The organism is Nocardia otitidiscaviarum NBRC 14405 (assembly GCF_000308635.1).
Classification (GTDB): Bacteria; Actinomycetota; Actinomycetes; order Mycobacteriales; family Mycobacteriaceae; genus Nocardia; species Nocardia otitidiscaviarum.
The window spans coordinates 47,643-70,759 of record NZ_BAGD01000019.1; the positions used below are offsets into that span (position 1 = coordinate 47,643).

General features: G+C 69.5%; 23 protein-coding genes. 14 read left to right on the forward strand and 9 right to left on the reverse strand.

What is annotated here, in order from left to right; all coding sequences use genetic code 11:
* Positions 1–167 precede the first annotated feature (167 nt).
* Together ON31_RS00275 and ON31_RS00280 are read right to left on the reverse strand one after the other, a co-directional pair.
* Entirely contained in the window at positions 168–482 is a 315-nt protein-coding gene (locus tag ON31_RS00275; protein ID WP_039807994.1) for a hypothetical protein, read from the reverse strand.
* Positions 479–715 carry a hypothetical protein gene (locus tag ON31_RS00280; protein WP_029932404.1) on the reverse strand — a complete coding sequence of 79 codons (237 nt, stop codon included), beginning with the start codon at positions 713–715 and terminating at the stop codon, positions 479–481. The genes ON31_RS00275 and ON31_RS00280 overlap by 4 nt, the downstream gene beginning before the upstream one ends.
* 176 nt (positions 716–891) lie before the next feature.
* Here ON31_RS00280 and ON31_RS00285 point away from each other — a divergent pair, with 176 nt between their 5' ends.
* The 4 genes from ON31_RS00285 (at position 892) to ON31_RS00300 (ending at position 5,029) form a co-directional block, all read left to right on the forward strand.
* A complete protein-coding gene (locus tag ON31_RS00285; RefSeq protein ID WP_039807998.1) occupies positions 892–2,772 on the forward strand; it encodes an ABC transporter ATP-binding protein in 1,881 nt (626 codons plus the stop codon).
* 131 nt (positions 2,773–2,903) lie between these two features.
* Entirely contained in the window at positions 2,904–3,461 is a 558-nt protein-coding gene (locus ON31_RS00290; protein ID WP_039808342.1) for a TetR/AcrR family transcriptional regulator, read from the forward strand.
* On the forward strand, positions 3,458–4,009 hold the full coding sequence (locus ON31_RS00295; RefSeq protein ID WP_039807999.1) for a hypothetical protein: 552 nt from the start codon (positions 3,458–3,460) through the stop codon (positions 4,007–4,009). The genes ON31_RS00290 and ON31_RS00295 overlap by 4 nt, the downstream gene beginning before the upstream one ends.
* A 63-nt stretch (positions 4,010–4,072) precedes the next feature.
* Complete coding sequence (locus tag ON31_RS00300; RefSeq protein ID WP_081592118.1) at positions 4,073–5,029, forward strand: class I SAM-dependent methyltransferase; 957 nt, start codon at positions 4,073–4,075, stop codon at positions 5,027–5,029.
* Between the two features lie 52 nt (positions 5,030–5,081).
* Here the strand turns inward: ON31_RS00300 and ON31_RS00305 are convergent, their stop codons facing one another.
* Complete coding sequence (locus tag ON31_RS00305; protein ID WP_039808348.1) at positions 5,082–6,077, reverse strand: oxidoreductase; 996 nt, start codon at positions 6,075–6,077, stop codon at positions 5,082–5,084.
* A gap of 66 nt (positions 6,078–6,143) precedes the next feature.
* On the opposite strand from ON31_RS00305, the gene ON31_RS00310 reads away from it, so the two are divergent.
* Entirely contained in the window at positions 6,144–8,003 is a 1,860-nt protein-coding gene (locus ON31_RS00310; protein WP_157533555.1) for a vWA domain-containing protein, read from the forward strand.
* A gap of 11 nt (positions 8,004–8,014) precedes the next feature.
* Here the strand turns inward: ON31_RS00310 and ON31_RS00315 are convergent, their stop codons facing one another.
* The gene (locus ON31_RS00315) at positions 8,015–8,830 is read right to left on the reverse strand and encodes an enoyl-CoA hydratase/isomerase family protein (RefSeq protein WP_051036565.1); all 816 of its coding nucleotides are present in this window, start codon (positions 8,828–8,830) and stop codon (positions 8,015–8,017) included.
* A 307-nt stretch (positions 8,831–9,137) separates the two neighbouring features.
* On the opposite strand from ON31_RS00315, the gene ON31_RS00320 reads away from it, so the two are divergent.
* Complete coding sequence (locus ON31_RS00320) at positions 9,138–9,413, forward strand: hypothetical protein (RefSeq protein WP_051036566.1); 276 nt, start codon at positions 9,138–9,140, stop codon at positions 9,411–9,413.
* A gap of 128 nt (positions 9,414–9,541) precedes the next feature.
* On the opposite strand, the gene lon is transcribed toward ON31_RS00320, so the two are convergent.
* The gene (gene lon / locus ON31_RS00325) at positions 9,542–11,887 is read right to left on the reverse strand and encodes an endopeptidase La (protein WP_370450451.1); all 2,346 of its coding nucleotides are present in this window, start codon (positions 11,885–11,887) and stop codon (positions 9,542–9,544) included.
* A 344-nt stretch (positions 11,888–12,231) separates the two neighbouring features.
* Between lon and ON31_RS00330 the strand changes: the two genes are divergently transcribed.
* Genes ON31_RS00330 through ON31_RS34375 form a run of 3 tightly spaced genes read left to right on the forward strand, consistent with a single transcriptional unit; the run spans position 12,232 to position 15,090 of the window.
* Entirely contained in the window at positions 12,232–12,582 is a 351-nt protein-coding gene (locus ON31_RS00330; protein ID WP_147287016.1) for a hypothetical protein, read from the forward strand.
* A gap of 2 nt (positions 12,583–12,584) precedes the next feature.
* Entirely contained in the window at positions 12,585–13,841 is a 1,257-nt protein-coding gene (locus tag ON31_RS00335; RefSeq protein WP_039808011.1) for a hypothetical protein, read from the forward strand.
* A gap of 28 nt (positions 13,842–13,869) precedes the next feature.
* Positions 13,870–15,090, forward strand: a complete 1,221-nt coding sequence (locus tag ON31_RS34375; RefSeq protein ID WP_051036567.1) for a DUF8176 domain-containing protein — start codon at positions 13,870–13,872, stop codon at positions 15,088–15,090.
* 11 nt (positions 15,091–15,101) lie between these two features.
* On the opposite strand, the gene ON31_RS00345 is transcribed toward ON31_RS34375, so the two are convergent.
* Positions 15,102–15,899, reverse strand: coding sequence for a MerR family transcriptional regulator (locus ON31_RS00345; protein ID WP_039808013.1), 798 nt, complete (start codon positions 15,897–15,899; stop codon positions 15,102–15,104).
* Entirely contained in the window at positions 15,896–16,402 is a 507-nt protein-coding gene (locus ON31_RS00350; RefSeq protein WP_039808016.1) for a VOC family protein, read from the reverse strand. Before ON31_RS00350 ends, ON31_RS00345 begins: the two co-directional genes overlap by 4 nt.
* A 145-nt stretch (positions 16,403–16,547) precedes the next feature.
* On the opposite strand from ON31_RS00350, the gene ON31_RS00355 reads away from it, so the two are divergent.
* Positions 16,548–16,901 carry a hypothetical protein gene (locus ON31_RS00355; protein WP_029932418.1) on the forward strand — a complete coding sequence of 118 codons (354 nt, stop codon included), beginning with the start codon at positions 16,548–16,550 and terminating at the stop codon, positions 16,899–16,901.
* Positions 16,902–16,935: 34 nt separating this feature from the next.
* Here ON31_RS00355 and ddaH read toward each other — a convergent pair whose 3' ends face one another.
* Positions 16,936–17,793 (reverse strand): dimethylargininase, encoded by an 858-nt coding sequence (gene ddaH, locus ON31_RS00360; RefSeq protein WP_051036568.1) that lies wholly within the window; start codon positions 17,791–17,793, stop codon positions 16,936–16,938.
* A 138-nt stretch (positions 17,794–17,931) separates the two neighbouring features.
* On the opposite strand from ddaH, the gene ON31_RS00365 reads away from it, so the two are divergent.
* Together ON31_RS00365 and ON31_RS00370 are read left to right on the forward strand one after the other, a co-directional pair.
* Positions 17,932–18,369 carry an Lrp/AsnC family transcriptional regulator gene (locus ON31_RS00365; protein ID WP_039808019.1) on the forward strand — a complete coding sequence of 146 codons (438 nt, stop codon included), beginning with the start codon at positions 17,932–17,934 and terminating at the stop codon, positions 18,367–18,369.
* Between the two features lie 52 nt (positions 18,370–18,421).
* Complete coding sequence (locus ON31_RS00370; RefSeq protein ID WP_029932421.1) at positions 18,422–19,429, forward strand: zinc-binding dehydrogenase; 1,008 nt, start codon at positions 18,422–18,424, stop codon at positions 19,427–19,429.
* A gap of 5 nt (positions 19,430–19,434) precedes the next feature.
* Here ON31_RS00370 and ON31_RS00375 read toward each other — a convergent pair whose 3' ends face one another.
* Positions 19,435–20,496: a metallophosphoesterase gene (locus tag ON31_RS00375; RefSeq protein ID WP_039808022.1), complete on the reverse strand. Its 1,062-nt coding sequence runs from the start codon at positions 20,494–20,496 to the stop codon at positions 19,435–19,437.
* Between the two features lie 101 nt (positions 20,497–20,597).
* Between ON31_RS00375 and ON31_RS00380 the strand changes: the two genes are divergently transcribed.
* Positions 20,598–21,953 carry a DUF445 domain-containing protein gene (locus ON31_RS00380; protein WP_039808024.1) on the forward strand — a complete coding sequence of 452 codons (1,356 nt, stop codon included), beginning with the start codon at positions 20,598–20,600 and terminating at the stop codon, positions 21,951–21,953.
* 66 nt (positions 21,954–22,019) lie between these two features.
* Entirely contained in the window at positions 22,020–22,811 is a 792-nt protein-coding gene (locus ON31_RS00385) for a TIGR03084 family metal-binding protein (protein WP_039808360.1), read from the forward strand.
* Positions 22,812–23,117 lie beyond the last annotated feature (306 nt).

The window sequence follows — 23,117 nt, forward strand, 5'->3', positions numbered from 1 at the left end:
ATCGGTGGGGAGTCCGGTCGGCACGTGACCGGGGATACGAACGCTACGGCCATCCGGGCTTCGTGGCCGACCATCCGACGGCACATCCCGATCTCCGGACATCCGGCGGCGGACGCCGCGCTGGGCACAGCCGGATCGTCCGTCGTGCCGGGCGATCGGACATGTCTTCACAGGTACAGCCGCGCGATGCGGGTGGCGATGTCGTCCATGGTGTCCTGGTCGATGACCGCGATGGGTTCGCCGGTGAGCCAGTCGCTGGGCAGGGTGGTCGGCGCGACCAGGACGGCGGTGCCCACGGTGCCGAGGTCGTAGAGGTAGGCCCCGGCGGCGGGGCGCAGTTGCGGCCCGACCACCTGGACCACCAGCCGCAGGCCGGGCTGATCGTTGTTGTAGTTGTCGCCGGAGACGACCAGGAACATGGTGCCGCCCGGCATGACCGTGGCCGCCTGGGTGAGGATGATGTGGCCCCGCTGGGCGATCACCCACGCACTCCGCGGGCCGCCTGGAAGGCGGCGGCCTGTTGCTGCGCCCAATCGCCGCCCAGCAGTTTGTGCTGTTCCATCAGCGCCACGTCATTGCGCCGGGCATCGGCGTAGGTGACGCGGTCGATGGTTTCGGCGATCCAGGTGGAGAGGGGTTTCCCGGCGGCCGCGGCGGCGGCCCGAGCCGCAGCGGCCACCCGATCGGGCATGGTGATGCTGAGCTTCTCGGTCACACCGAAAATGCTACTGGCGGTCAGGAGCGCGGGGGAGACCGCAGCGGGCCGGGCACGGCGTTTCGCCCAGAGCGAAGGCGTGTCGCCCGGCGGATGGGCTTGCTCTCAACCTTTGTTGAGGTCTTACTGTCGGTGCCCTCGGGTTCCATAGACCCGAAGCGGTGAGGAGAGCGAGCATGAGTATCGAATCCGTGGCGTGGGATCAGCTGTACCGGCAGGTGCACGCGCCCAACGAGCAGCGTCCGCTGCGACTGGCGACGGCACGGCGGATTCTGGCCTTCGCCGAGCGGCATCACCGCAGGCTGCTGGCCTTCCTCGGCTTCAGCGTGATCTCGGCGCTGCTGGCGGTGGCCGGTCCGGTTCTCGCCGGACGGGTCGTGGACGGCATCGTGCAGGGATCCGCTCCGCGTGTGGTGGTGACGCTGGCGATCGTCATCGGCGTGGTGGCCGTGCTGGATGCCGCACTGGGACTGGTCATCCGGTGGCTGTCGGCGCGCATCGGCGAGGGGCTGATCTTCGACCTGCGCACCGCGGTGTTCGACCATGTGCAGCGCATGCCGGTGGCCTTCTTCACCCGCACCCGCACCGGCGCGCTGGTGAGCCGCCTCAACAACGATGTCATCGGCGCCCAGCGGGCCTTCAGTTCCACGCTGTCCGGAGTGGTCACCAATCTGGTGACGCTCCTGCTCACGCTGGCCGTCATGCTGCGGCTGTCCTGGCAGATCACGCTGCTCGCACTGGTGCTGCTGCCGGTGTTCGTGCTGCCCGCGCGGGCCATGGGGCGCAGGCTGGCCGGAATCCAGCGGGAGGCGGCCGGACTCAATGCCGCCATGAGCACGCAGATGACCGAGCGGTTCTCCGCCCCCGGTGCGACCCTGGTGAAGCTGTTCGGGCGACCGACGCAGGAGTCCTCGGAGTTCGCGCTGCGGGCGGGTCGAGTGCGCGATATCGGCGTGCGCACGGCCATGTTGCAAACCGTGTTCATCACCGCGCTGACTCTGGTGTCGGCGCTGGCCATCGCGCTGGTGTACGGCCTGGGCGGGTTCTACGCCCTGCGCGGACAGCTGGAAGCCGGTGCGGTGGTGTCGCTTTCGCTGCTGTTGACCCGGCTGTACTCGCCGCTCACGGCGCTGGCCAGCGCCCGGGTGGACATCATGTCGGCGCTGGTGAGCTTCGAGCGGGTCTTCGAGGTGCTGGATCTGAAGCCGCTCATCGAGGACGCGCCCGATGCGCGGGCGGTGCCGGACGGACCGGTGTCGGTGGAACTGGACGCGGTGGACTTCGGCTATCCGTCGGCGGACAAGGTGTCGTTGGCCTCGCTGGAGGAGGTGGCGACGCTGGACACCCGCGGCGGGGAACAGGTGCTGCACGAGGTGTCGCTGCGCGCCGAGCCGGGACAGATGGTGGCGCTGGTCGGCTCCTCGGGGGCCGGGAAATCCACCATCGCGCAACTGGTTTCGCGGCTCTACGACGTGGACTCCGGAGCGGTGCGGCTGGGCGGGGTGGATGTGCGGGAGCTGAAGGGCAGCTCCATCCAGGCCACCGTCGGACTGGTCACCCAGGACGGGCACCTGTTCCACGACACCATTCGCAACAATCTGCTGCTGGCCCGGCCCGAGGCCGACGACGAGGAGCTGTGGGACGCGCTGCGCCGGGCGCGCCTGAGCGAGCTGATCGCATCGCTGCCCGACGGCCTGGACACCGTGGTCGGCGAGCGCGGCTACCGGCTATCGGGCGGTGAACGGCAGCGGCTGACCATTGCCCGGCTGCTGCTGCGGCAGCCGCGCGTGGTGATCCTGGACGAGGCCACCGCCTCGCTGGACTCGACCTCGGAGGCGGCGGTGCAGGCGGCACTGGCCGAGGCGCTCGACGGGCGGACGGCCCTGGTCATCGCGCACCGACTGTCGACGATCCGCAATGCCGATCAGATCGTGGTGCTCGAGCACGGGCGGATCGTGGAGCGCGGCACGCACACTCGGTTGCTGGCGGAGCAGGGGCGGTACGCGGAGCTGTACCGGACCCAGTTCGCGGACGACAGCCAACCGGCGGCGGCCTGAATTCGCCTGCGCGACGCCACTTCTCCTCCGGGCGCGGTGCCTTTCGGCACCGCGCCCGTGCTGTTCGGCGGTTGCGGGCGTCCTTCTCGGCATCTATTATGACTGAACAGTCAGTCATAATAGGAGTGACCATGTCTCCCAAACGGGTCGACAAGACCGCGCGGCGACAGGAGATACTCGACGCCGCCGTGCGGGTCTTCGCACGAAAAGGGTTCGCCGCCTCCCGAATCGACGATGTCGCCGCCGCGGCGGGCATCGCCAAGGGCAGCGTCTACCTGTACTTCGACAGTCGCGACGCGCTACTCGAGGCAGCCTTCGAGCAATACAGCGCCGAGGCGCTGGCCTCCGTCCAGCGCGCCGTCGACGGCGACGCCCCGGCGCTGGACCGGCTCGCCGAGTTGGTGCGTGGCGTCTTCGAGGTCTTGGCGGGCGCACCCGACCATGCCCGCATCCTCTTCGACCTGTGGGCCACCGACTACATGAAGGACGTGTACCGCGAGCAGCGGCGCGTCATCGCCGGACTGCTCGCCGAGATTCGGCCGGACCTGGGGGAGGCGCATGCGACGGTGATCGTCGGCGTCATCGAGGGGGTGCTGTTGCAGTGGCTCGTCGATCCCGACGTGCCCATCGGAAAGCTGGCCCAGCCGATGCTGGATATCGTGCTCGACGGATTGCGAGAACGCCCATGACCTCCCGCTCCATCTCCGACTACCTCATCGCACCCGACGCCACCCGCGCCGAGCGCGTCCTCGGCTACGGCGCGGCCACGCTCGGCGCCGCCGGGGCCGCCGCACTCGCGGTGCACGCGGAGCTGTCCGCGCTGGCCGTCGCAGTCATCGCCGTTATCGCCTTCGACCTGTTCGGCGGATCGGTGGTCAATGCCACGGCCTCGGCCAAGCGGCATTTCCACCGGCCCGGTCGCACCGCGCGACACCACCTCGGGTTCGTGGCCATCCATGTGCAGCCGTTCCTGCTCGCCCTGGTCGTGCCCGACTTCGCCTGGTACAGCGCGGCATTCGTGTATCTGCTGGCGCTGGGCGGCGCACTGGCCGTACTGGCCGCACCCGCCGAGTCGCGCCGACCGCTCGGTTTCGCGTGGGTGACGCTCGCGCTGCTGATACCCCTCGACATTCCGGCCGTGCTGCTCTGGCTCACACCGGTGCTGCTGATCAAGCTGCTACTTGCGCATCTGCAACCCGATGAGGTGCGCGGCACGGTCGCGCCGTCGGCACGGTAGTCGCGTGTTGCCGAAACAGCAAAGAAAATTGCCATACCGGCGGAGGCGATTAGCGTCGTAGCCATGGGCGCACAGACACACGGACATACCCACGAACACACGCACGGCGGCCACGACCACGGACGCGGTGGCCACGACCACCTGACCCACGACGGCATCGACTGGTCGACCCGCATCGGGCACCTGCGGCGGGAGGACGCGGTGGCGGCCGAGGCCAGTGCCGGTATCGCGGCGCGCCTGGTCGGCGGCCTGCCCGCCGGGGCCACCATTGTCGATATCGGCTCCGGCGCGGGCGGCCAGGCGGCGGCCTTCGCGACCGCCCTCGCGGCCCGCGGCGGCGGGCGCGTCGTGCTGGTGGACGCCGTCCCGGAGCTGCTGACCGCCGCCGAGGAGGCCGTGCACACCGCACTGGGCGGAGGCGTCGCGGCGGAATCGGTGCACGTGGACAAGGTGCACGCCGACGCGGCCGCCGATGAACTGCTGGACCGCGTACCCGTGGCCGACCTGGTTTGGGCGGCCCGTGCGGTCCACCATCTCCCCGACGAGCAGGCCGGTGTGCACCGACTCGCCCGGCTGGTGCGCGACGGCGGCTACCTGGCGCTGGCCGAGGGCGGATTGGCCACCCGCTATCTGCCCTGGGATCTGGGTCTGGGTGAGCCCGGCCTGCAGGACCGCCTCAATGCCGCTCGCGATATCTGGTTCGCGCGGATGCGCGCGGATATGCCCGGATCGGTGCGCATGCCGTACGGGTGGGGCGTCGCGCTGGCGAAAGCCGGTATGGCGGAGGTGACCTCGTTCAGCGTGCTCACCGACCATCCCGCGCCCGCCGCCCCGGCGGTGCGCGAGGCCGTGGTGGAGTGGCTGAGCATGATGAGCGAGCGCATGGACGAGGAGCTGTCCGAAACGGATCGGGACGCGCTGCGGGCGCTGCTCGACCCGGCGGCCGACACCTATGTCGGTCGCCGCGACGACATCTTCCTGCTCAGCGCCGCCACCGTGCACGTGGGCCGCCGCGGCTGAACCTCCGGCGGCACTCGACGCGAGCGACCGCAGACCGTTGCGAGCGCCGTGCTCAGAACTCTCCGGCCACCCCGAGGACGGTGCGCCCGGAGTGGGTGCCGTCCAGGATCGAGCGCAGCACCCGCGGGGCGTCGGTGACCGGCGCGTAGTTCTCCAACAGCGAAAGATGGCGCGGTTTCAGGTCTTTCGCCAGACGCGCCCAGAGTTCCCGCCGGGGTTCGATGGGCAGGTTCACCGAGTCCACCCCCAGCAGGGACACACCGCGCAGGATGAAGGGCAGCACCGTGGTGGGCAGGTCCGGACCGCCGGTCAGTCCGGACACCGCCACGGAGCCGCCGTAGTTCACGGTGGAGAGAATGTGGGCGAGCGAGCGGCCGCCCACGCTGTCGACCACACCGGCCCACCGCGACTTGCCCAGCGGCCGGATCTTGGCATCGGGATCCTCGGGCAGGCGGCCGATCACCGACGCGGCGCCGAGGGTGCCGAGCAGCTCACCGGCGTCGGTCTTGCCGGTGGAGGCCACCACCTCGAAACCGAGACCGGCCAGGATGTCCACCGCGACACTGCCGACCCCGCCGGTCGCGCCGGTGACCAGCACCGGCCCGGACTCGGGGGTGAGTCCGCGGTCCAGCAGGGCCTGCACGCTCAGGGCGGCGGTGAAGCCGGCGGTGCCGAGTGCGGCGGCCTCGCGGGGTGTGAGGCCCTCCAGCGGCACCACCCACTCCGCCGGAACGCGGGCGTACTCGGCGAATCCACCATTGCGTGAAACACCGATCTCGTAGCCGTGGGCCAGCACCGGATCGCCGGGCGCGAAGGCCGGGTCCTCGGACGACACCACCTCACCGGTCAGGTCGATACCCGGAATGATCGGGTATTCGCGCACCACCCCGCCGCGCGGCGTAATGGCCAGACCGTCCTTGTAATTCGCACTGGAGAAGTGCACCTTGATCGTGACCGTGCCCGCGCCGAGGAAGTCGTCGCCGACCTCCTCGCGGGCCAGAACCACGGTGCCGTCGGATTCGCGTGCCACCATCGCCGAGAACGCCATGCAGCCGAGCATAGGCCGTCCGTCGAGTCGTGACGGAGCGGTCGCGGCGGTAGCGTCTGGTCCGTTATGCGCATTGCGAGAAAGTTCATCACGGTGGTCGCCGTGGGGCTGGCCGGGCTCGGACTCGGCACGGCACCCGCCCACGCGGAACCGGAAACGCCCTACGCACCGACCATGATCATTCTCGACGCCTCGGGATCCATGCGGCGTCCCGACCCGGCGGGCACCATGATGGACGCCGCCAGAAACGCCGTACGAACCTTCGTCGACAGCGCACCCGCCACGGCCCACGTGGGGCTGGCCACCTACGGCACCGGCACCGGAAACGACGAGGCGGAGAAGGCGGCCGGATGCCGGGACGTCCAGATTCTGCGGCAGGCGGATACGCTCGACCGCGCGGCCCTCACCGATGCGGTGAACGGTATCGAAGCCCGCGGCTGGACGCCCATGGGCACCGCGCTGCGCGAGACCGCCGCCGCGCTGCCGGCGGACGAACCGAGATCCATCGTGCTCGTCTCCGACGGCGAGGACACCTGTGCACCACCCGATCCCTGCGATGTGGCACGGGAATTGAAGCAGCAGGGCGTCGATCTGACGGTGCACACCATCGGCTTCGCCGTCGACGACGCCGCCCGCACGCAACTGACCTGCATGGCCGAGGCCACCGGCGGCAGCTACAGCGACGCCGCGGACGGGGCCGCGCTGGAACGGATGCTGCCGAAGGTCACCACTGCCGCACTGCGCGACTATCAGGCGGCGGGCACACCCATCACGGGCACCGCCGACTACGCCGATGCGCCCGTGGCGCGACCGGGACATCATCTCGATACCCTGGGCCAGCACGAGAAACGGTTCTACGCCGTCGACGTGCCGCAGGGTGCGACCGCCTACTTCAGCGGCATCATGTCCTACCCCCGCGTATCGGACGTCTCGATCGTCGACGACTACAACACCCTCGAAACACGGGTCTACGGGCACGACGGCACCGACTGCCGGGAACGGGAGCGAGAACAGGCCGGACGCTCCAGCGATGGCGTGACGCTGACCGTCAGCGAGACGTGGCGCGGAGCCGCCGAGGAGGGCCGGGACGCCACCGACCAGTGTGCGGGCGCGGGCCGGTACTACTTCTCGGTGGAATGGGACAACGTCTCCGAGGGCGTGCCCGCCCGGCTGCCACTGGAGATCCTCGTCGGAATCGAACCCGCCGCGATCGATCCCGGACCCGTCGCGGTGCTCCCCGCCACCACCTTCGTGCCTCCGACCACCGCGACGCAGCCGGTGACCGGCGGCGGCTCCTTCAATTCGGCTACCACGCTGGATGGTTCGGGAGGCTACAGCGACATCCTCCGACCGGGTGAGTACGTCTTCTACCGGGTGCGGCTGGGCTGGGGGCAGGGGCTGGCGTATCGGGTGAACTTCGAGGCCAACGACGCCCGTGGTCTGTCGGCCGTCTCGAATATCACCACCACCCTGTACTCGCCGCTGGCCGAGGAAATCGACTCGGACTCACACGTCTACACCGGGAGCGCCGGGATGCTGCCCACCGGCGATTCGGCCATCGCGACGGTGCCGATCCGATACAACAACCGGGCCGCCGACCAAGCCGACGTGCGCGAACAGTCGGTGGCGGGCTGGTATTACATCGCGGTCAAACTGGGTTCGGCCGCGGCGGACGGACAGACGCCGGTACCGGTCCACCTCGACCTGACCGTCGCCGGGACCGCGGAGAGCGGACCGACCTATGCCGACGACACCGGGAACGGCGTGCTCGGGGAGGGCAAGGCCCCGGTGACGAGCGCGCCGACCGCGACCGGCGCCGAAGCCGAGCCGCGGCGCGGCCTCGTGCTGGCGGCGGTCGGCGGGGTCGGCGCGGCCGTGATTCTCGGCGGCGCGCTGCTGATCGCGCTGCGCAGGCGACGCGGCTGAGGTCCGAGCGGTCAGGAGAACTTCGGGGCGCGCTTGCCCAGGAAGGCGGCGATGCCCTCCTGACCGTCCGCGGAACCGGCGGCGGCGGAGATGAAATCCGCCTCGGTGTTCATCTGCTCCTCCAGGGTGTGGCCGTGCGTGACCAGGAGCAGCTTCTTGACGTGGGCGTTGGCGGTCCTCGGGCCCGCGGCGAACTGTTCGGCCAGGTCGTCGACGGTGGCGGCGAGGTCGGCGTCGGGGACCACGCGGTGCAGCAGGCCCCACTCCAGCGCCTCGGCGGCCCGCAGGGTGCGGTTGGTGAGCATGAGTTCCTGGGTGCGGCGCAGGCCGATCAGACGGGGCAGGTAATAGGAGGAACCGCCGTCGGGGCTCAGGCCCGCGCGGGTGTAGGCCATGGTGAAGGCGGCCGATTCGGCCGCGACCACCAGGTCACCGGCAATGGCCAGGCTGAAACCCGCGCCCGCCGCGGTGCCGTTGACGGCCACCAGGAGCAGGGCGTCCATCCGGGCGAACGAGGACATGGCCTGATGCAGATCCTCGGCGAGGGATTTCACGTACGCGCCCGGACCCTCCTCGGCGGCGGCCATCCCCTTGAGATCGCCGCCGGCGGAGAAGAAGCGGCCCGCGCCGGTGAGGATCACGACCTTCAGCGTCGGATCGTCGACGCACTGTCCGGCCGCGGCGGCCAACTCCCGGCCGAGAGCGGCGTTGATGCCGTTGGCGGCCTCGGGACGATTCAGCGTGATGCGGGCGATATCGCCGGTCCGCTCGAACCGGATCGTCTCGAACTCGGCCGTGATCTCAAGTCGCTCGCTGCGCTCGCTCATGGGTGATCCCTTTCGTCGCTTGCGGACAGCATGGCAAATCCGGCTGCCGGAGGTGCTGCCGAGGCCCCGTTTCGCATTCGGTATCGGGGGCATAACAGTTCGTGTCCGATGGGTTCGGGCCGTCGTATGCTCGAGCGCAGTTTTTCGTGGAGGAGCATCGGTGAGCGGTTCCAATATGCAGCGGCACGCGTCGGCAGTGAAAACCTCCGAGTTGGAGCTGAGTTCGACCGGTAGTAGGCGAAAAGTAAACGGCGAGTGGGCCGTTCCCACCCATATTCGCGCGGAATCGCCGAAAGGCACTGTGACAGTGGACTTCACCCGCGCGTTCTGTCCACACCGCGAGATCGATATGCGAGTCGACGTCGGTTCCGGATCGGTGGTGCTGGTGGTGCCGCGCGGTTGGCGGGTACACCTCGACGAGGTGCGCACCGACGCCGGACGCGTGGTGAACCGGGTCAAGCGCAAGCCGTTCCCGGGGGCCCGCGTGGTGCGGGTGAGCGGACATGTCGAGTCCGGCGTGGTGAAGGCCCGCTATCCGTACCGGTACCTCGGGACCTGGTTCAAGGGGCGTAGCCCGCACTGAGCGGCGGCCGTGCGAGAGCTCGACGGCAACGAGGGGGCCTGAGCGGCGTCGATAGCCGAAACGCATTCGGGCCGCGACTGTTTCATGTGAAACAGCCGCGGCCCGAATTGTTCGCCGGATGGTTGCCGTCAGGCGGTCCTGGCGAACCTGCGGTCGTCCAGCGCCGGTTCGGCTACTGGTTCGATGGCGTAGGCCAGGATGTCGGCCACATCGGCGACGGGCCGGACGTCCAGGGCCGCCAGCACTTCGGCCGGAACCTCGTCCAGATCCGGCTCGTTGCGGGCCGGAATGAAGACGGTCTTCAGGCCCGCGCGCTGGGCCGCCATCAGCTTCTGCTTGACGCCGCCGATGGGCAGCACCCGGCCGTTGAGGGTGACCTCGCCGGTCATACCGACATCGGCGCGCACCTTGCGGTCCAGGGCCAGCGAGACCAGGGCCGTGACCATGGTGACGCCCGCCGACGGGCCGTCCTTCGGCACCGCGCCCGCCGGGAAGTGGATGTGGATATTGCGATCCAGCACCGACGGTTCGATACCGATCTCCTCCAGGTGGGAGCGCACGTAGGTGAGGGCGATCTGTGCCGACTCCTTCATGACGTCACCCAGCTGGCCGGTGAGAGTGAGCGAACGCTCACCCTCGGCGGCATTGGCCTCGATGTAGAGCACGTCGCCGCCCAGGCCGGTGACGGCCAGCCCGGTCGCCACGCCGGGGACCGCGGTGCGTTCCACCGAATCCGGGGTGAAGCGGGGACGGCCCAGGTAGTCCTTCAGGTTGGGCAGGTCGATGGTCAGCGATGCCCCGTCGGCGTCCTCGTAGCCCAGCGATGGGTCGTAACCCAGTCCAGCACTGACGATTTCGACGAAGCCGTGCTGGGACAGCTTGGTCGCTGCCTTGCGCAGTGCCTTCGCGATCAACCGTTCCATCTGCCGCACACCGGCTTCGCGGGTGTAGTTCGCCGCGATCTCGCGCAGGGCCGCGTCGGTGATCGAGACCTCGTGCGGGGTCAGGGCATTGCGCTCCAACTGCCGCGGGATGAGGAAGTCCCGGGCGATGGCCACCTTGTCGTCCTCGGTGTAGCCGTCGACCGTGATCAGCTCCATGCGGTCCAGCAGCGGGCCGGGAATGGTCTCCATGACATTCGCGGTCGCGATGAACAGCACGTCGGACAGGTCCAGATCCAGATCCAGGTAGTGGTCGCGGAAGGTGTGGTTCTGCGCCGGATCCAGCACCTCCAGCAGCGCCGCCGCCGGATCGCCGCGGAAGTCGGAGCCGACCTTGTCGATCTCGTCCAACAGGACGACCGGGTTCATCGAACCCGCCTCCTTCATGGCGCGCACGATCCGGCCGGGCAGTGCGCCCACATAGGTGCGGCGGTGACCGCGGATCTCGGCCTCGTCGCGCACCCCGCCCAGGGCGACGCGCACGAACTTGCGGCCCAGCGCCCGAGCCACGGACTCACCCAGCGAGGTTTTGCCCACGCCGGGCGGTCCGACCAGCACCAGCACCGCGCCGGAACCGCGACCGCCCACGACCTCCAGGCCGCGCGCGGCCCGCCGGGCACGCACCGCCAGGTACTCGACCATGCGGTCCTTCACCTCGTCCAAGCCGTGGTGGTCGGCGTCCAGTACGGCCCGCGCGGCCGCCACATCGGTGCTGTCGGTGGTCTTCTCGTTCCAGGGCAGCTCCAGGACGGTGTCCAGCCAGGTGCGGATCCAGCCCGATTCGGGGCTCTGGTCGCTGGCGCGCTCCAGGCGGCCCACCTCACGCAGAGCGGCCTCGCGCACGTCTTCGGGCAGGTCGGCGTTCTCCACCCGGGTGCGGTAGTCGTCCGCGCCGTCGGGTTCGTCCTCGCCCAGCTCCTTGCGAATGGCGTTGAGCTGCTGGCGCAGCAGGAATTCGCGCTGGGTCTTCTCGACGCCCTCGCGCACGTCCTCGCTGATCTTCTCGCTGACCTCGGTTTCGGCGATATGCGCCTTGGTCCAGGCGATCAGACTGGTCAGACGGGTTGCGGTATCCGGTGTTTCGAGCAATTCGCGTTTCTGCTCATTGCTCAGCCACGACGCCCACCCGGCCGCGTCGGCCAGGGCGGACGGATCGGTCAGCTGGTTGACCGCGTCGATGACCTGCCACGCCTCACGACGTTGCAGCACGGCGACGACCAGCTTCTTGTACTCGTCGGCCAGTTCGGTGGTGCGACCGTCGACGGCGGGCGTCTCGACCTCCTCGGCCTCCACCCACAGCGCCGCCCCCGGCCCGGTCACGCCGTGTCCGATCTTGGCGCGCCGCTCGGCCTTCAGCACCGCGGCGGGCGCACCCCCACGCATCCGGCCGACCTGTTCGATGGTCGCGACCACACCGTAGGTGGCGTACCCCTCCTCCAGCCGAGGCGCGAGCAGCACCTGTTCGACCTTGCCGGCCCGCGCGGCATCGATGGCGGCCTGCGCGGATTCGTCCAGCTCGATCGGCACGACCATGCCGGGCAGCACGATCGGATCGGTCAGGAACAGGACCGGCAGGTTCTGTGCAGTACTCACGTCTTCGACCCCTTCCAAGGTTGAGCGTTACCTACTCAACCCGGCACCTCCCGGTCTTGTTCCGACCGACCGGTTCGCCCCTGGCGAACACGGGACGAGCTAGGAGACAGACGCCGAGCGCCCGGTCCGCAGCCGGGCAGTCCGATCCCGATCGCTCCGGCCACCGGGGCCGTCGAATCCGCCTGGTCCACCGCACCGATTGTCTGGTTCGCCCAGCCGAAATGGGGGGATTCGTGGCAGCATGGCTTGGCATCCACGTCCTCCACCGTTCGGGGAGATCGACTATGAGCAACAGTCCCAATACTTCCGGTGAAGTGGTGTTCGATTACACCGCTTCGGCCGCCTATACCGCTGCTGCCGCCCAGGCTGCCGAGCTGCTGACCGCGGCGTCGGGCGGGGCCGCGCGGGCTGCCGCGTTCGACCTGTCCGGGTTGGGGGCGCTCGGCGAGGATTTCGCCGTGGCGTGGGCGGCGGCCTGGGGGAATCTGGGGAAGACCGTGGGGACGGCGGCGGTGCTCACCGATGCCTACGGGCAGGCCGTCAAGGCTTGGGGGGAGGTCATGGCGGCCACGGACGCGCACAATGCCGGAGCGATCGGGGGCGCGGTGGCCGATACGACGGTGCGAGAGGTGTAGTCGTGGTCAGGAGCGACGCGGATACCACCACGGTGGTCACCGAGCCCACCATCGTCTCCACGCTGGTCGGACCGCTGCTGCGACTACGGGCGGCGCTCGGTGACGGGGCGCGGCCGGACGCGGTCACCCTGGCGGCGCTCGGGGCCGTGCCCGCCGCCATTCGGGATTCCGACGAACCGCATCGAGTGGGGGCCACCGGACTGGAATCGGCGCGGACGGCCGTGGCGGCGGTGCCCGCCATCACCCGCACGCGCGACGAGGTGTCGGCGCTGGCGGACACCTCGACGGGGCTGGGGGCGACCCTGGCCGCCGCCTACGCCACCCGCGACACCGCCGCGGCCGAACTCGATCAGCTCATCGCCGACTTCCGGGCCAAGGCAACCGTGTTGGCGAACAACGCGCGCTCGCAGGCCGACGCCGACCAGATCGTGGAACTCGCCACCGACTACATCCGCGACGGGGTGCGGGTGGTGCAGACCGCCAACGGCGAGATGGACTCGCACACCGCCACCGTCAACGCGCTCGGGCTGGGTGAGCACGCACCCCGGGTCAGCGTGCCCACCGGTTTTCATCCCGGCGCGCCCACCTGGAACGGCATCGGCGGCACCGGCGGCGGTTACTACGGCACCCCGACATACGGAACCCCGACGCTGACCTACCGCCCCGACACCGCCACGACCTCCGATCCCGTACTGGCCGCGCAGCACGCGCTGCAACTGGCACTGATCAACGGCGGAGTGACCCTGGGCTCGAGCCTCATCGACGCGGGCGTCTCGGTCGGCACCCATCTGATCGACACCGTGGCCGGCGTGATCACCCACGCCATGGACAAGGGCGTGGAGGTGGCGACCACCGGCATCGACGCCCTCGCCACGGTCGGCACCACCGCCGTCACCCAGGCCGTCAACCCCGCCGCCGCCAACCAGAACAACAACGGCACCGGCACCACGCCCGGCGGCGAACTGTTCCCCGGCCTGGCACCCGCGGAGCCCGAGATACCCGACGATACACCGGATCTGAGCTTCAACCTCGGCGACGAACCGGTGGAACTCGCCCCGTACCCGACCGCGCCGGATACCGGAAACAGTGTGCCGCAGCAGGATTCGGCCCCCTCGGCGGGACTGCCGGAGGAAGACGCCGGTCCCGGCCCCGGCGGGGTGCTGCCGCCCCCGATCGTCGCCCAACCCGCACCCCAGGAGGAACGCCCACCCCGGCGCGACGGCCAGCTCGGCGTGACACCGGCGGCCCGCACCAGCTGAACCGCCCGCGGACCCCAGGGGGAATCACGTGACCAAGGATCAGACCCCGAACCCATTCGTCCTGGGCGGCGGGACGGGCCTGCCCGCCTACGCCGGAATGCCCGACCTCGCACCGGCTCCCGCACCCGAACCGGAGCCCGCGAAATCCGAGGAGCCGGAACCGGATTACGGCGGCCCTGCCGCCAGCGTCACCGACAACGGCGACAGCTGGGGGCAACCCACCAACGCCCACTACGCGGACCACGACCACGAGGACGGTCCCGCCGCGAGCGTGACCGACCGGGGTGAGAGCTGGAACGTGCCCACCGGCCGCGGGCGGCACGCCATACCCGACCCCGAGGACGAGGAATTCGTCTACGGCGCACCGAACCGCGCCGTCGATCCCGTGCTCGGAGCCGACACCACCGGCGTGGATCCGCCCGCGCCGATACCGGCCAAAGTCGCCGCCCACACCGGCAATTGGGATGAATGGCTCGCCGGACCCGCCCGGGGCCGCGGCGCGGAACACCTGCCGCGTGACACCACCGCGCGCGCCGACGACGAGCAGGACACCACCGACGACGACACCGGCTACTCCGGTTACAGCGCCACCGCGCGCCGCAGCGTCGTCGACCGGACCGGCCGCATCAAACCGGTACTCGGCCGACTGACCCCCCGCCGCGACCACGACGACTACGAGGGCACCCGGACGCGCGGCACCCTGGTGGCCGTCGCCACGGTGGGCGCCGCCGCCCTGCTGATCGGTGTCATCGTGGCGGTCAACGTGAACCTCGGCGGCACCGCCGACACCGCGGCCGTCACCAGCACGGTCACGCTGGTGCCCGCCACCACCGACAGCGTCGCGCCCGTACCGGAGAACTATCCGCACGCCACCGCCAACTGCTTCGCCACCCGCACCGAGACCACCGTCGTCGGTGCGGGACCCGGCGACCCAGCCACCGCGCCCGGCGCGATCCTGGCCTTCGAATGGGCGTACTACGTCGATCGCAATGCCGCCCGCGCCCGCGAACACGTGGCCGCCGACGCCACCGTGCCCGACGCCGCCACCATCCAGGCCGGAATCGACGAGGTGCCCGACGGCACCCGCTACTGCGTATTCCTCACCCGCGCCGACGCCGACGGCAACACCTGGCAGGTCGAACTGCACGAGCAGTACCCCACCGATCCCAGCCCGCAGAGGTTCGCGCAGATCGTCACCACCCGCACCGACGGGGAGCGGGCCCTGATCACCGCCATCTCGAAACGCTGACCGGGCGAATCTCACTCCCAGACGGCGGTTTCCGGGTCGATGCCGTGCGCACGGGCATTGCTCTCGACGATGGCGCGCAGCCAGGCGGCCAGACCGGGCGCCATGGCGTCGTAGTAGGCCGCGAAGCCCGGATCCTCGGTGTAGCCGCGCGCCAGCAGCACATGCATGGAGTGGGTGCAGTGGAAGTACGCGCACAGGGAATCGCGATGGCGTTCGGCAAGTTCGGCGGCCGCGGCGCTGCCGGGGGCGACGCCCGCGCGGAACGCTTCGACCAACTCGGCGTGCAGCGCTTCCACGGACGCGACTATGTTTCGCCACTGTTCGGGCGAGCGTTGCGCCGACTGTTCGGCGTACTGCGCCCACTGCGGCGTATCGCCCCAGCGTTCCCGCGCCTCGCCCACCCAGGCCGGTTTCCAGTCGCCGCCGAATATCGCCACCTGCTCTTCGGGGGAGAGCAGCAGCCCGGACTCGCGGGCTTCGATCAGCCGGTCCAGGGCCGTGCTCATGCGCTGTAGTTCGGCAATGCGCTCACGCAGATGATCCCGTTGGCGCAGGAGCGATTCCAGGGCGTCGTCGGCGTCGGCCTCCAGTAGCGCCGCGATCTCGGTGAGGGGGACGCCGAGCTCCCGGTAGACCAGCACGCGGTGCAGGCGGGCCAGATCGGCGGGCGTGTAGAGGCGATAGCCGGAACCGCTGCGGTCGGAGGGGCGGACCAGGCCGATGGAATCCCAGTGGTGCAGGGTGCGGACGGTGACGCCGACCAGGGTGGCGACGGCACCGACCGGGAGAGCCCGCGGGGGTTCGGTCACTCGGAAGGCCCTTCGATTCCGACGGAGCGCAGATATTCGGCGGATGCGCCGTTCGGATCGTACGGGCGCGCGGCGGTCATGACGACGCGGGCGCGCTCGGGGGTGACGATCTCGAGTTCGACCGAGTTCCAGGGCATGACGCGCGGTCCCGTGGTGCAGCCGGGCGACAGCCGCTCACACGCCTGGGCGATCCCGTCGAGCTGCCCGAGCACACAGGAGAACGTGACGCTCTGCACCGGTGCCGCGGCCGGTGGTTCGCCCGGAACCAAAAGCACGTCCTGGAACATCCAGCGCCGCAGGTGAGTGACCTGCCCGGGCACGGTGAACAGGTCGAAGAAGCCGAGGCCACGCTCCCAGAAATCCACCGACGCGGACAGGTCCGAGGTCGGCAGGGTGACGAACATGGGCATGCCGTAGATACCGCGGAACAGTTCCGGCGGCTGGGCGTCCGGACCGGGCACGGGCACGGGGCTGACGTCGAAGGCGGGGTAGGTGTCTGTCATGACCACAGCGTCGGGCCTGACGTCGCGTGAGGGTCAAATCACGTCGTTTCCTGAGAGAAACCGTAGGAAACGCACAGGCTATGTCCAGACGCGCCGGGCACCCTGGGCAGTGATGGAACGTGCCGATGTGAGCTAGGGGTGCCGAATGGTCGAGCTGGAGATCGAGGGAACCACCGCGACGGTGCATGTCACCGGTACCCACCGGGTGCTGGCCCTGCGCGAACACGTGCGCTTCGACTTGGCCCACGTCACCGGGATCGGACCCGCGCCGGTGGATATGCGGCCGCCGTGGCTGCGCGCACCCGGCACCTTCTTCCCGGGTGTGATCGCCGCGGGCATCTTCCGGGGCAAGGGCCGCAAGGAATTCTGGGACACCCGCTTCGACGGCCGCGCCGTGCTCGTCGAACTGGCGGGCACCGACTTCACCCGCCTGGTCGTGGACGTGGAGGATCCGGAGGCGACCCTGCGCACGCTGACCCGCGCCGCCCGGGCCGCCTGAGGCTCGCCGGTCCGCCGATGCCGAGCAGATCGGATCAGGCCGGTGCGGCCCGGTGCAGCTCCAAGGTGCAGCATTTGACGCTGCCCCCGGCCTTGAGCAGCTCCGACAGGTCGATGCCCACCGGGTGGTAGCCGCGCTCGCGCAGCTGATCCGGCAGCGTCGTGGCGCGATCGGTCAGGAATACGTGGTAGCCGTCGCAGACTCCGTTGAGCCCCAGCACATCCGCGTCGGCCTCGGTGGCGATCAGGGCGTCGGGGAACATGGCGTGCAGCAGGCGCGCACTGTCCGCCGAGAAGGCCGGGGGATGGAAGGCGATGGTGTCGCCGAGCGGCATGAGCGCCGTATCCAGGTGGTAGAAGCGGGGATCCACCAACTCCAGCGAAATCACCGGACGACCGAAGAACCGCTCGGCCTCCCGGTGCGCGGCCGGTGCCGTACGGAAACCCGTGCCCGCCAGGATGCGCCCGCCGACGACCGCGAAATCGCCTTCGCCCTCGTTGATTTCGGTCGCGGCGCGCACCCGGGTCAGGCCGCGGGCGCTGAACCAGCGGTGATAGGCCGGGCCCTCGGGCACCCGTTCGGCATTGGCGAAGCGGGCCGAGAGCGCCGCGCCGCCGACCACCAGGCCGCCATTGGCGGCGAAGACCATATCGGGCAGCCCCGGTTCCGCGGCGATGACGTCCACCCGATGGCCGCACCGCTCGTAGGCGGCGCGCAGGGCGTCCCACTGGGCCAGGGCCAGCGCCCGGTCCACGGGGGCGGAGACGTCCATCCACGGGTTGATGGCGTAGGTGACGTCGAAATGCTCGGGGCGGCACATCAGGTAGTGCCGGGAGATCGGGCGACGCGCGCCGGGGGGTTCGGGGGCGCGCAGCGTGGCTATCGAGGTCATCGACACTCCGTCCGAATCGGTGACACAGCAGTGATCACGACGGTATTGGGCGTATCGTTGCGTAGAAAACACTGATCTGTTGCGCAGATTCGGACAAGAACAGCGAATCATTGCGCACCGACGAAACGGACGGCGCCCGTGGACGAGATCGACCGCCGCATCCTCGCCCATCTGCTGCGGCACGCCCGCGCGTCCTTCCAGGAGATCGGCGCGACCGTCGGACTTTCGGCCCCGGCGGTGAAGCGGCGGGTGGACAAGCTGGTGGCGGGCGGCCAGATCACCGGATTCACCGCCCTGGTCAACCCGTCGGCTCTGGGTTGGCGCACCGAGGCGTACGTCGAGGTCTACTACCGCGACAACATCACCCCGGCCGAACTCAAACGCAGTCTCGAACCCATCCCGCAGGTGGTGGGCGTGTGGACCATCGCGGGCGAGGCCGACGCGCTGGTGCACGTCATGGCGACCGATATGGCCGAGATCGAGCGGACCGTGGAACGCATCCGGGAGAACACCCGCGTCGGACGCACCCGCAGCAGCATCGTCATGTCCCGCATCCTGGAACGACCGCGCACCTGACCGCGTCGCGCATACGCTGGGCCCGGCGGGGGACGACCGTCGGAAGGAGCCGATGACCATGCTGGCCGCGCGACTACACCTGGGACCGCAGCGACGACTGGAACTCGACGAGGTGCCGGTTCCGGAGCCTGGCCCCGATCACGTGCTGATCAAGGTGGAGGCCGCGGGCGTATGCCTGTCCGACGTGCATCTCATCGACGGCACGCTGACCCCGCTGTTCCTGCAGGGCGATGTGGTGACCCTCGGGCACGAGGTCGCGGGCACCGTGCACGCGCTCGGCCCCGGCGTCACCACCGCCCGGGTCGGTGACCGAGTGGTGTTGCAGGCCGGGGAACTTCGCGACGGAGCCACCTTCACGCGGGGCGTGGACTACGACGGCGGCTGGGCCGAGTACACCCTCGCCCGCATCGACACGCTGGTGCCGATCCCGGACGATCTGCCGTTCGAGCAGGCATGCTTCATCCCCGATGCGGTCTCCACGCCGTGGGCCGCCATCACCGCCACCGCCGAGGTGAAACCGGCCGAGCCGGTGGGTGTCTGGGGCGTGGGCGGGCTGGGCGTGCACGGGGTGCAACTGCTGCGCATGATCGGTGCCGCGCCCATCATCGCCGTCGATCCGCTGCCCGCGGCGCGGGAACGGGCGCTCGAACTCGGCGCGGACCTGGCTCTCGACCCAGCCGATCCGGAACTGCGGCAGCGGATCTGGGCGGCGAGCGAGACCGGACTGGCGGCCGCCTTCGACTTCGCCGGGGTCGCGGCGGTTCGCGAACAGGCCGTGACCTGCCTGGCGCCGCAGGGGCGGCTGGTGCTGGTCGGACTCACCGACAAGCCGATCACCATCAAGGGCGGCACCGCGTTCAGCTTCTTCCAACAGCAGTTGCGCGGGCATTACGGTTCCCGGCCGGAGCATGTGACCGAGCTGGTGCGGTTGCGGCGACTGCACCGGATCGACTTCGCGCGCTCGGTCAGCGCGGTGCTGCCGCTCGCGGACGCCCCGAAGGCCGTGCACGCGCTGGAGGCCAAGGAGGGCAATCCGATTCGGCTCGTCCTGAAGCCGTGATCGGGCTAGGACAGGCGGCGCCGGAAGGCGGTGGTGCCCGCACCCGTGGCGAGGTCCACCGTCACCACGCTCAGGTCGGCGGCGGCGCGGTTCAGGTCCAGCACCATGAAGCCCAGGTCGTCGTAGTTCTCGTAGAGCGCGGGCGTCGGCTGCTGTCCACGCGCGCGGTCGCCGTGCACGGATTTGGCGGCCGCGCCGGAGATGAGCTGGCGGGTGCCCTTCGAGGCCGTGGTCGGGTCGAGGACCTGGAGCGAATGATCGTGGCCGGACAGGATGAACTGGCAGCGGCCCAGCACATGGTTCTCGAAGAAGCGCTGAACGTGGATTCCGTTGATGGGATCGATATTCAGGCCCTCGTAGTTCCCGGCGTTCCCGTGCGGGCCGTTGTTCAGGTACGGGTGGTGGGTGCAGGCGATCTTCCACGTGGCCGGTGAGGCGGCGAGGGCGCTGTCCAGCCACGCGGCCTGTTCGGTCATGAACTGGCCGTCGGCCGCCCAGTAGGGCGCGAACAGCGGCGGCAGGTAGGCCGCGATGGGATTCAGGTCCAGCACGAAGAATTCGACGACCGGATTCTCTTCGGGGACGCGCACCGAGTAGTAGCGGGCGGGCATGTACCAGCGGGCCGATCGCGCGTGATAGGCCACCTCGTGGTCGCCGCGCAGCAGCCAGCCGCCGTCGCCGGGCAGAATCGAACTGTTGTCGTGATTGCCCTGCACCATGAGCCAGGGGAAGTCGAGCCCGTGATTGGGATCCTCGAATTTGGCGGCGAACTGGGCGTCCTCGTCCGACCAGGGGCCGTTCTCGTACACATTGTCGCCGAGCGCCAGGGCCAGCGAGAACGGAGTGCGGGCGTGCAGGGCGCGAGCGGCGTCGGCGACCTGCCATTGCGGGCGGGCACCCGTTCCCGCATCGCCGGTGACCAGAACGCGCAGCGAATCGCCGGTGGGGAAGGCGGCCTTGGTCACCACGGGAACCGGTGCGGCCTGCGCGGTCGCGGTTCCGGCCAATGTGGCGATTCCGGCGGCTGCGGTAGCTCCGGTGAGGAAGCCGCGGCGGTCCAGACTCATCCTGTTCACCCCTACCTCTCATAGCTTTGACACCACCCCGGCCCGGTGAGAGTGTTATGCGCACTATTTCTCACCCACCGGCACCGTAGGGGGACGCTGCGATGACCATACTGGCCTCGGGGCTCTTCATCGATTGGGAGCACCTCACCGGCCAGTCCAAGCTCGTGGTCGATCTGGTGAGTTTCCCCCTGTTCAGCGCCGTGGCCGGCTGGCTCACCAACTGGACCGGCGTGCTCATGCTCTTCTGGCCGGTCTACTTCCGCGGCTTCCGGGTGCCGGGCCTGGATGTGCTCTACCCCTACTTCCCGCGCCGGGTGCAGGTGCTGCCCACCTTCTCCGGTGACGGCAGACAGCTCGGCTTCCAGGGCTTCATTCCCGCCCGCGCCGAGAAGATGGCCAGTATCTGCGTGGACAAGGCGCTCATGCGGATCGGCAGTCCACGCGACTTCATCCACGAACTCGATCTGGACGGCATCGCCGACTACATCGCCGAGATCGCCCGCAAACAGGTGCAGCCCATCGTGGACGAGATCATGGTGCGGGAGAACCCGGATCTGTGGGCCACCGTGCCGCGCGCGGTGAAGCAGATCATCTATCAGCGGGTGGAACGCGAGCTGCCGCTGCTGTCCCGGCGGGCCTTCGATCACCTCGGTGACAATGTCGAACAGCTCATCGACATCAAGGATTTCGTCATCCGCTACCTGCGGGACAATCCGACCATCCTCAAGGATCTGACCACCACCATCGCCGCGCCGGAACTGCGCTTCATGGTGCGGATCGGCCTGCTCGGCGCGCCCTTCGGCCTGCTGCTGGCGCTGTACCTGCATGTGCACCACGACATTCCGGTCGTCGGCTGGCTGCCCAGCTGGTTCGTGGTGCTGGTCGCCACGGCGGCCATCGGCGTGATCGTCAATGTGATCGCGGTGAAAATGGTCTTCGAACCCGGCGATCCGCAGCCGCGATACAAGTACCTGTGGAAACAGGCGCTGCTGGCCAAGCGGCAGCCCGAGGCGGCGCAGGATCTGGCCAAGATCCTGGCCTACCAGGTGCTGACCCTGCCGAATCTGGCGAAGGAGCTGCTGGACGGACCCAATGGGGACAAGACCCGGCGGCTGCTGGAGCGGCTCATCTCCGATTCCATCCATCGACAGCTGGGACCCACCCGGTCGGTGGTGCGGGCGGCCTTCGGGCGGCGGCAGTTCGACAATCTGAAGGTCGGGGCGGTCGGCGCGGCGGTGGGGCTGGCCCCGAGCCTGGTCGAGGACGAAGCCTTCGCGGCCGAACAGGCCGAGAAGATCGACGAGTTCGCGGCCCGCAAACTCCAGCAGCTCACCCCCGGCGAGTTCATGGAGATGTTCTACGCCTCGGTGGAACAGGACGCCTGGCTGCTGTACCTGCACGGCGCAGTCCTCGGCCTGGGCGTCGGCGCGATCCACCTGATTCTGTTCGGCTGGTAGGGACGGCCGCACAAATACAAGCACGCGTGCTTGCATTTTTCTCGCCGCACTGCGATGCTGACCGACATGGCCGACGTGGAGGCGCTGCTCGACGATTTCGCCGCCGAGTGCGCGGAGCTGGATGCACTGGTGGCGGATCTCGATCCCGCCGAGTGGGGGCGGGACACGCCCGCGCCCGGGTGGAGTATCGCGCATCAGATCGCGCATCTGACCTGGACCGACGAGGTGGCAGCAGTCGCCGCCACCGACCCCGAGCGGTTCGGGAAGCTGGTCGAGGAGGCCGGACCGCGCGCGCTGACCTTCGTGGACGAGGCGGCGGCGGCGAAGGCCCGCACTCCGGCGCCGGAACTGCTGGCCGAATGGCGTTCGCGCCGAACGGCACTGATCGACGCGCTGCGACAGGTGCCCGCCGGGACCAAGCTGCCCTGGTTCGGGCCGCCCATGAGTCCGGCGTCCATGGTGACCGCGCGCCTCATGGAGACCTGGGCACACGGGCAGGATGTGGCCGATGCGCTCGGTGTGGTGCGCACACCCACCGCCCGGCTGCGGCATATCGCCCATCTCGGCGTGCGCACCCGGAATTACGCGTATCTGGTACACGGCCGCACCGCACCCGCCGAGGAATTCCGGGTGGAACTCACCGCCCCCGACGGCAGCCCGTGGACCTGGGGTCCGGCGGACGCTAGGCAGCGCATCAGCGGTTCGGCTCTGGACTTCTGCCAGCTGGTGACCCAACGCCGCCACCTCGACGATCTGGATCTCGCGGTGGTCGGTGACGATGCGGCCGAATGGCTGAGCCTCGCACAGGCTTTCGCCGGTCCCCCCGGAGCCGGTCGTACGGCGGGCCAGTTCGCCTGACCCGCCCTACGTTTCGACCTCCGACCTCGGCGTAGACGAGAGCGGGCGAGCGTCACTGTAGATGCGCCGTGCCTGGTGCCGACCGGACGCCGTTGGCCGGGGGTCTTCGTGGCAGTCGAGATGACGCTCGCCAGCTACCCGAATATTTACCCCGCCGTCAGACGGCGGAAACGCACTAATGCGTTCGGTTGTCGAGCTGTGATCCTACTCTCACGAGGGACATGTGTAACCCGACGGCACCGTAACCTGGACGGGCGTACGACTTTCAACGGTGCGGGTCGTACGCCGCAGGGGAGCAGGGGGACG

Coding starts and splice junctions, on each gene's coding strand:
- ON31_RS00285 (WP_039807998.1), top strand. CDS start 892: ATGAGTATCGAATCCGTGGCGTGGGATCAGCTGTACCGGCAGGTGCAC.
- ON31_RS00290 (WP_039808342.1), top strand. CDS start 2,904: ATGTCTCCCAAACGGGTCGACAAGACCGCGCGGCGACAGGAGATACTC.
- ON31_RS00295 (WP_039807999.1), top strand. CDS start 3,458: ATGACCTCCCGCTCCATCTCCGACTACCTCATCGCACCCGACGCCACC.
- ON31_RS00300 (WP_081592118.1), top strand. CDS start 4,073: ATGGGCGCACAGACACACGGACATACCCACGAACACACGCACGGCGGC.
- ON31_RS00305 (WP_039808348.1), bottom strand. CDS start 6,077: ATGGCGTTCTCGGCGATGGTGGCACGCGAATCCGACGGCACCGTGGTT.
- ON31_RS00310 (WP_157533555.1), top strand. CDS start 6,144: ATGCGCATTGCGAGAAAGTTCATCACGGTGGTCGCCGTGGGGCTGGCC.
- ON31_RS00315 (WP_051036565.1), bottom strand. CDS start 8,830: ATGAGCGAGCGCAGCGAGCGACTTGAGATCACGGCCGAGTTCGAGACG.
- lon (WP_370450451.1), bottom strand. CDS start 11,887: ATGGTCGTGCCGATCGAGCTGGACGAATCCGCGCAGGCCGCCATCGAT.
- ON31_RS00330 (WP_147287016.1), top strand. CDS start 12,232: ATGAGCAACAGTCCCAATACTTCCGGTGAAGTGGTGTTCGATTACACC.
- ON31_RS00350 (WP_039808016.1), bottom strand. CDS start 16,402: ATGACAGACACCTACCCCGCCTTCGACGTCAGCCCCGTGCCCGTGCCC.
- ON31_RS00355 (WP_029932418.1), top strand. CDS start 16,548: ATGGTCGAGCTGGAGATCGAGGGAACCACCGCGACGGTGCATGTCACC.
- ddaH (WP_051036568.1), bottom strand. CDS start 17,793: ATGACCTCGATAGCCACGCTGCGCGCCCCCGAACCCCCCGGCGCGCGT.
- ON31_RS00370 (WP_029932421.1), top strand. CDS start 18,422: ATGACCATGCTGGCCGCGCGACTACACCTGGGACCGCAGCGACGACTG.
- ON31_RS00375 (WP_039808022.1), bottom strand. CDS start 20,496: ATGAGTCTGGACCGCCGCGGCTTCCTCACCGGAGCTACCGCAGCCGCC.
- ON31_RS00380 (WP_039808024.1), top strand. CDS start 20,598: ATGACCATACTGGCCTCGGGGCTCTTCATCGATTGGGAGCACCTCACC.
- ON31_RS00385 (WP_039808360.1), top strand. CDS start 22,020: ATGGCCGACGTGGAGGCGCTGCTCGACGATTTCGCCGCCGAGTGCGCG.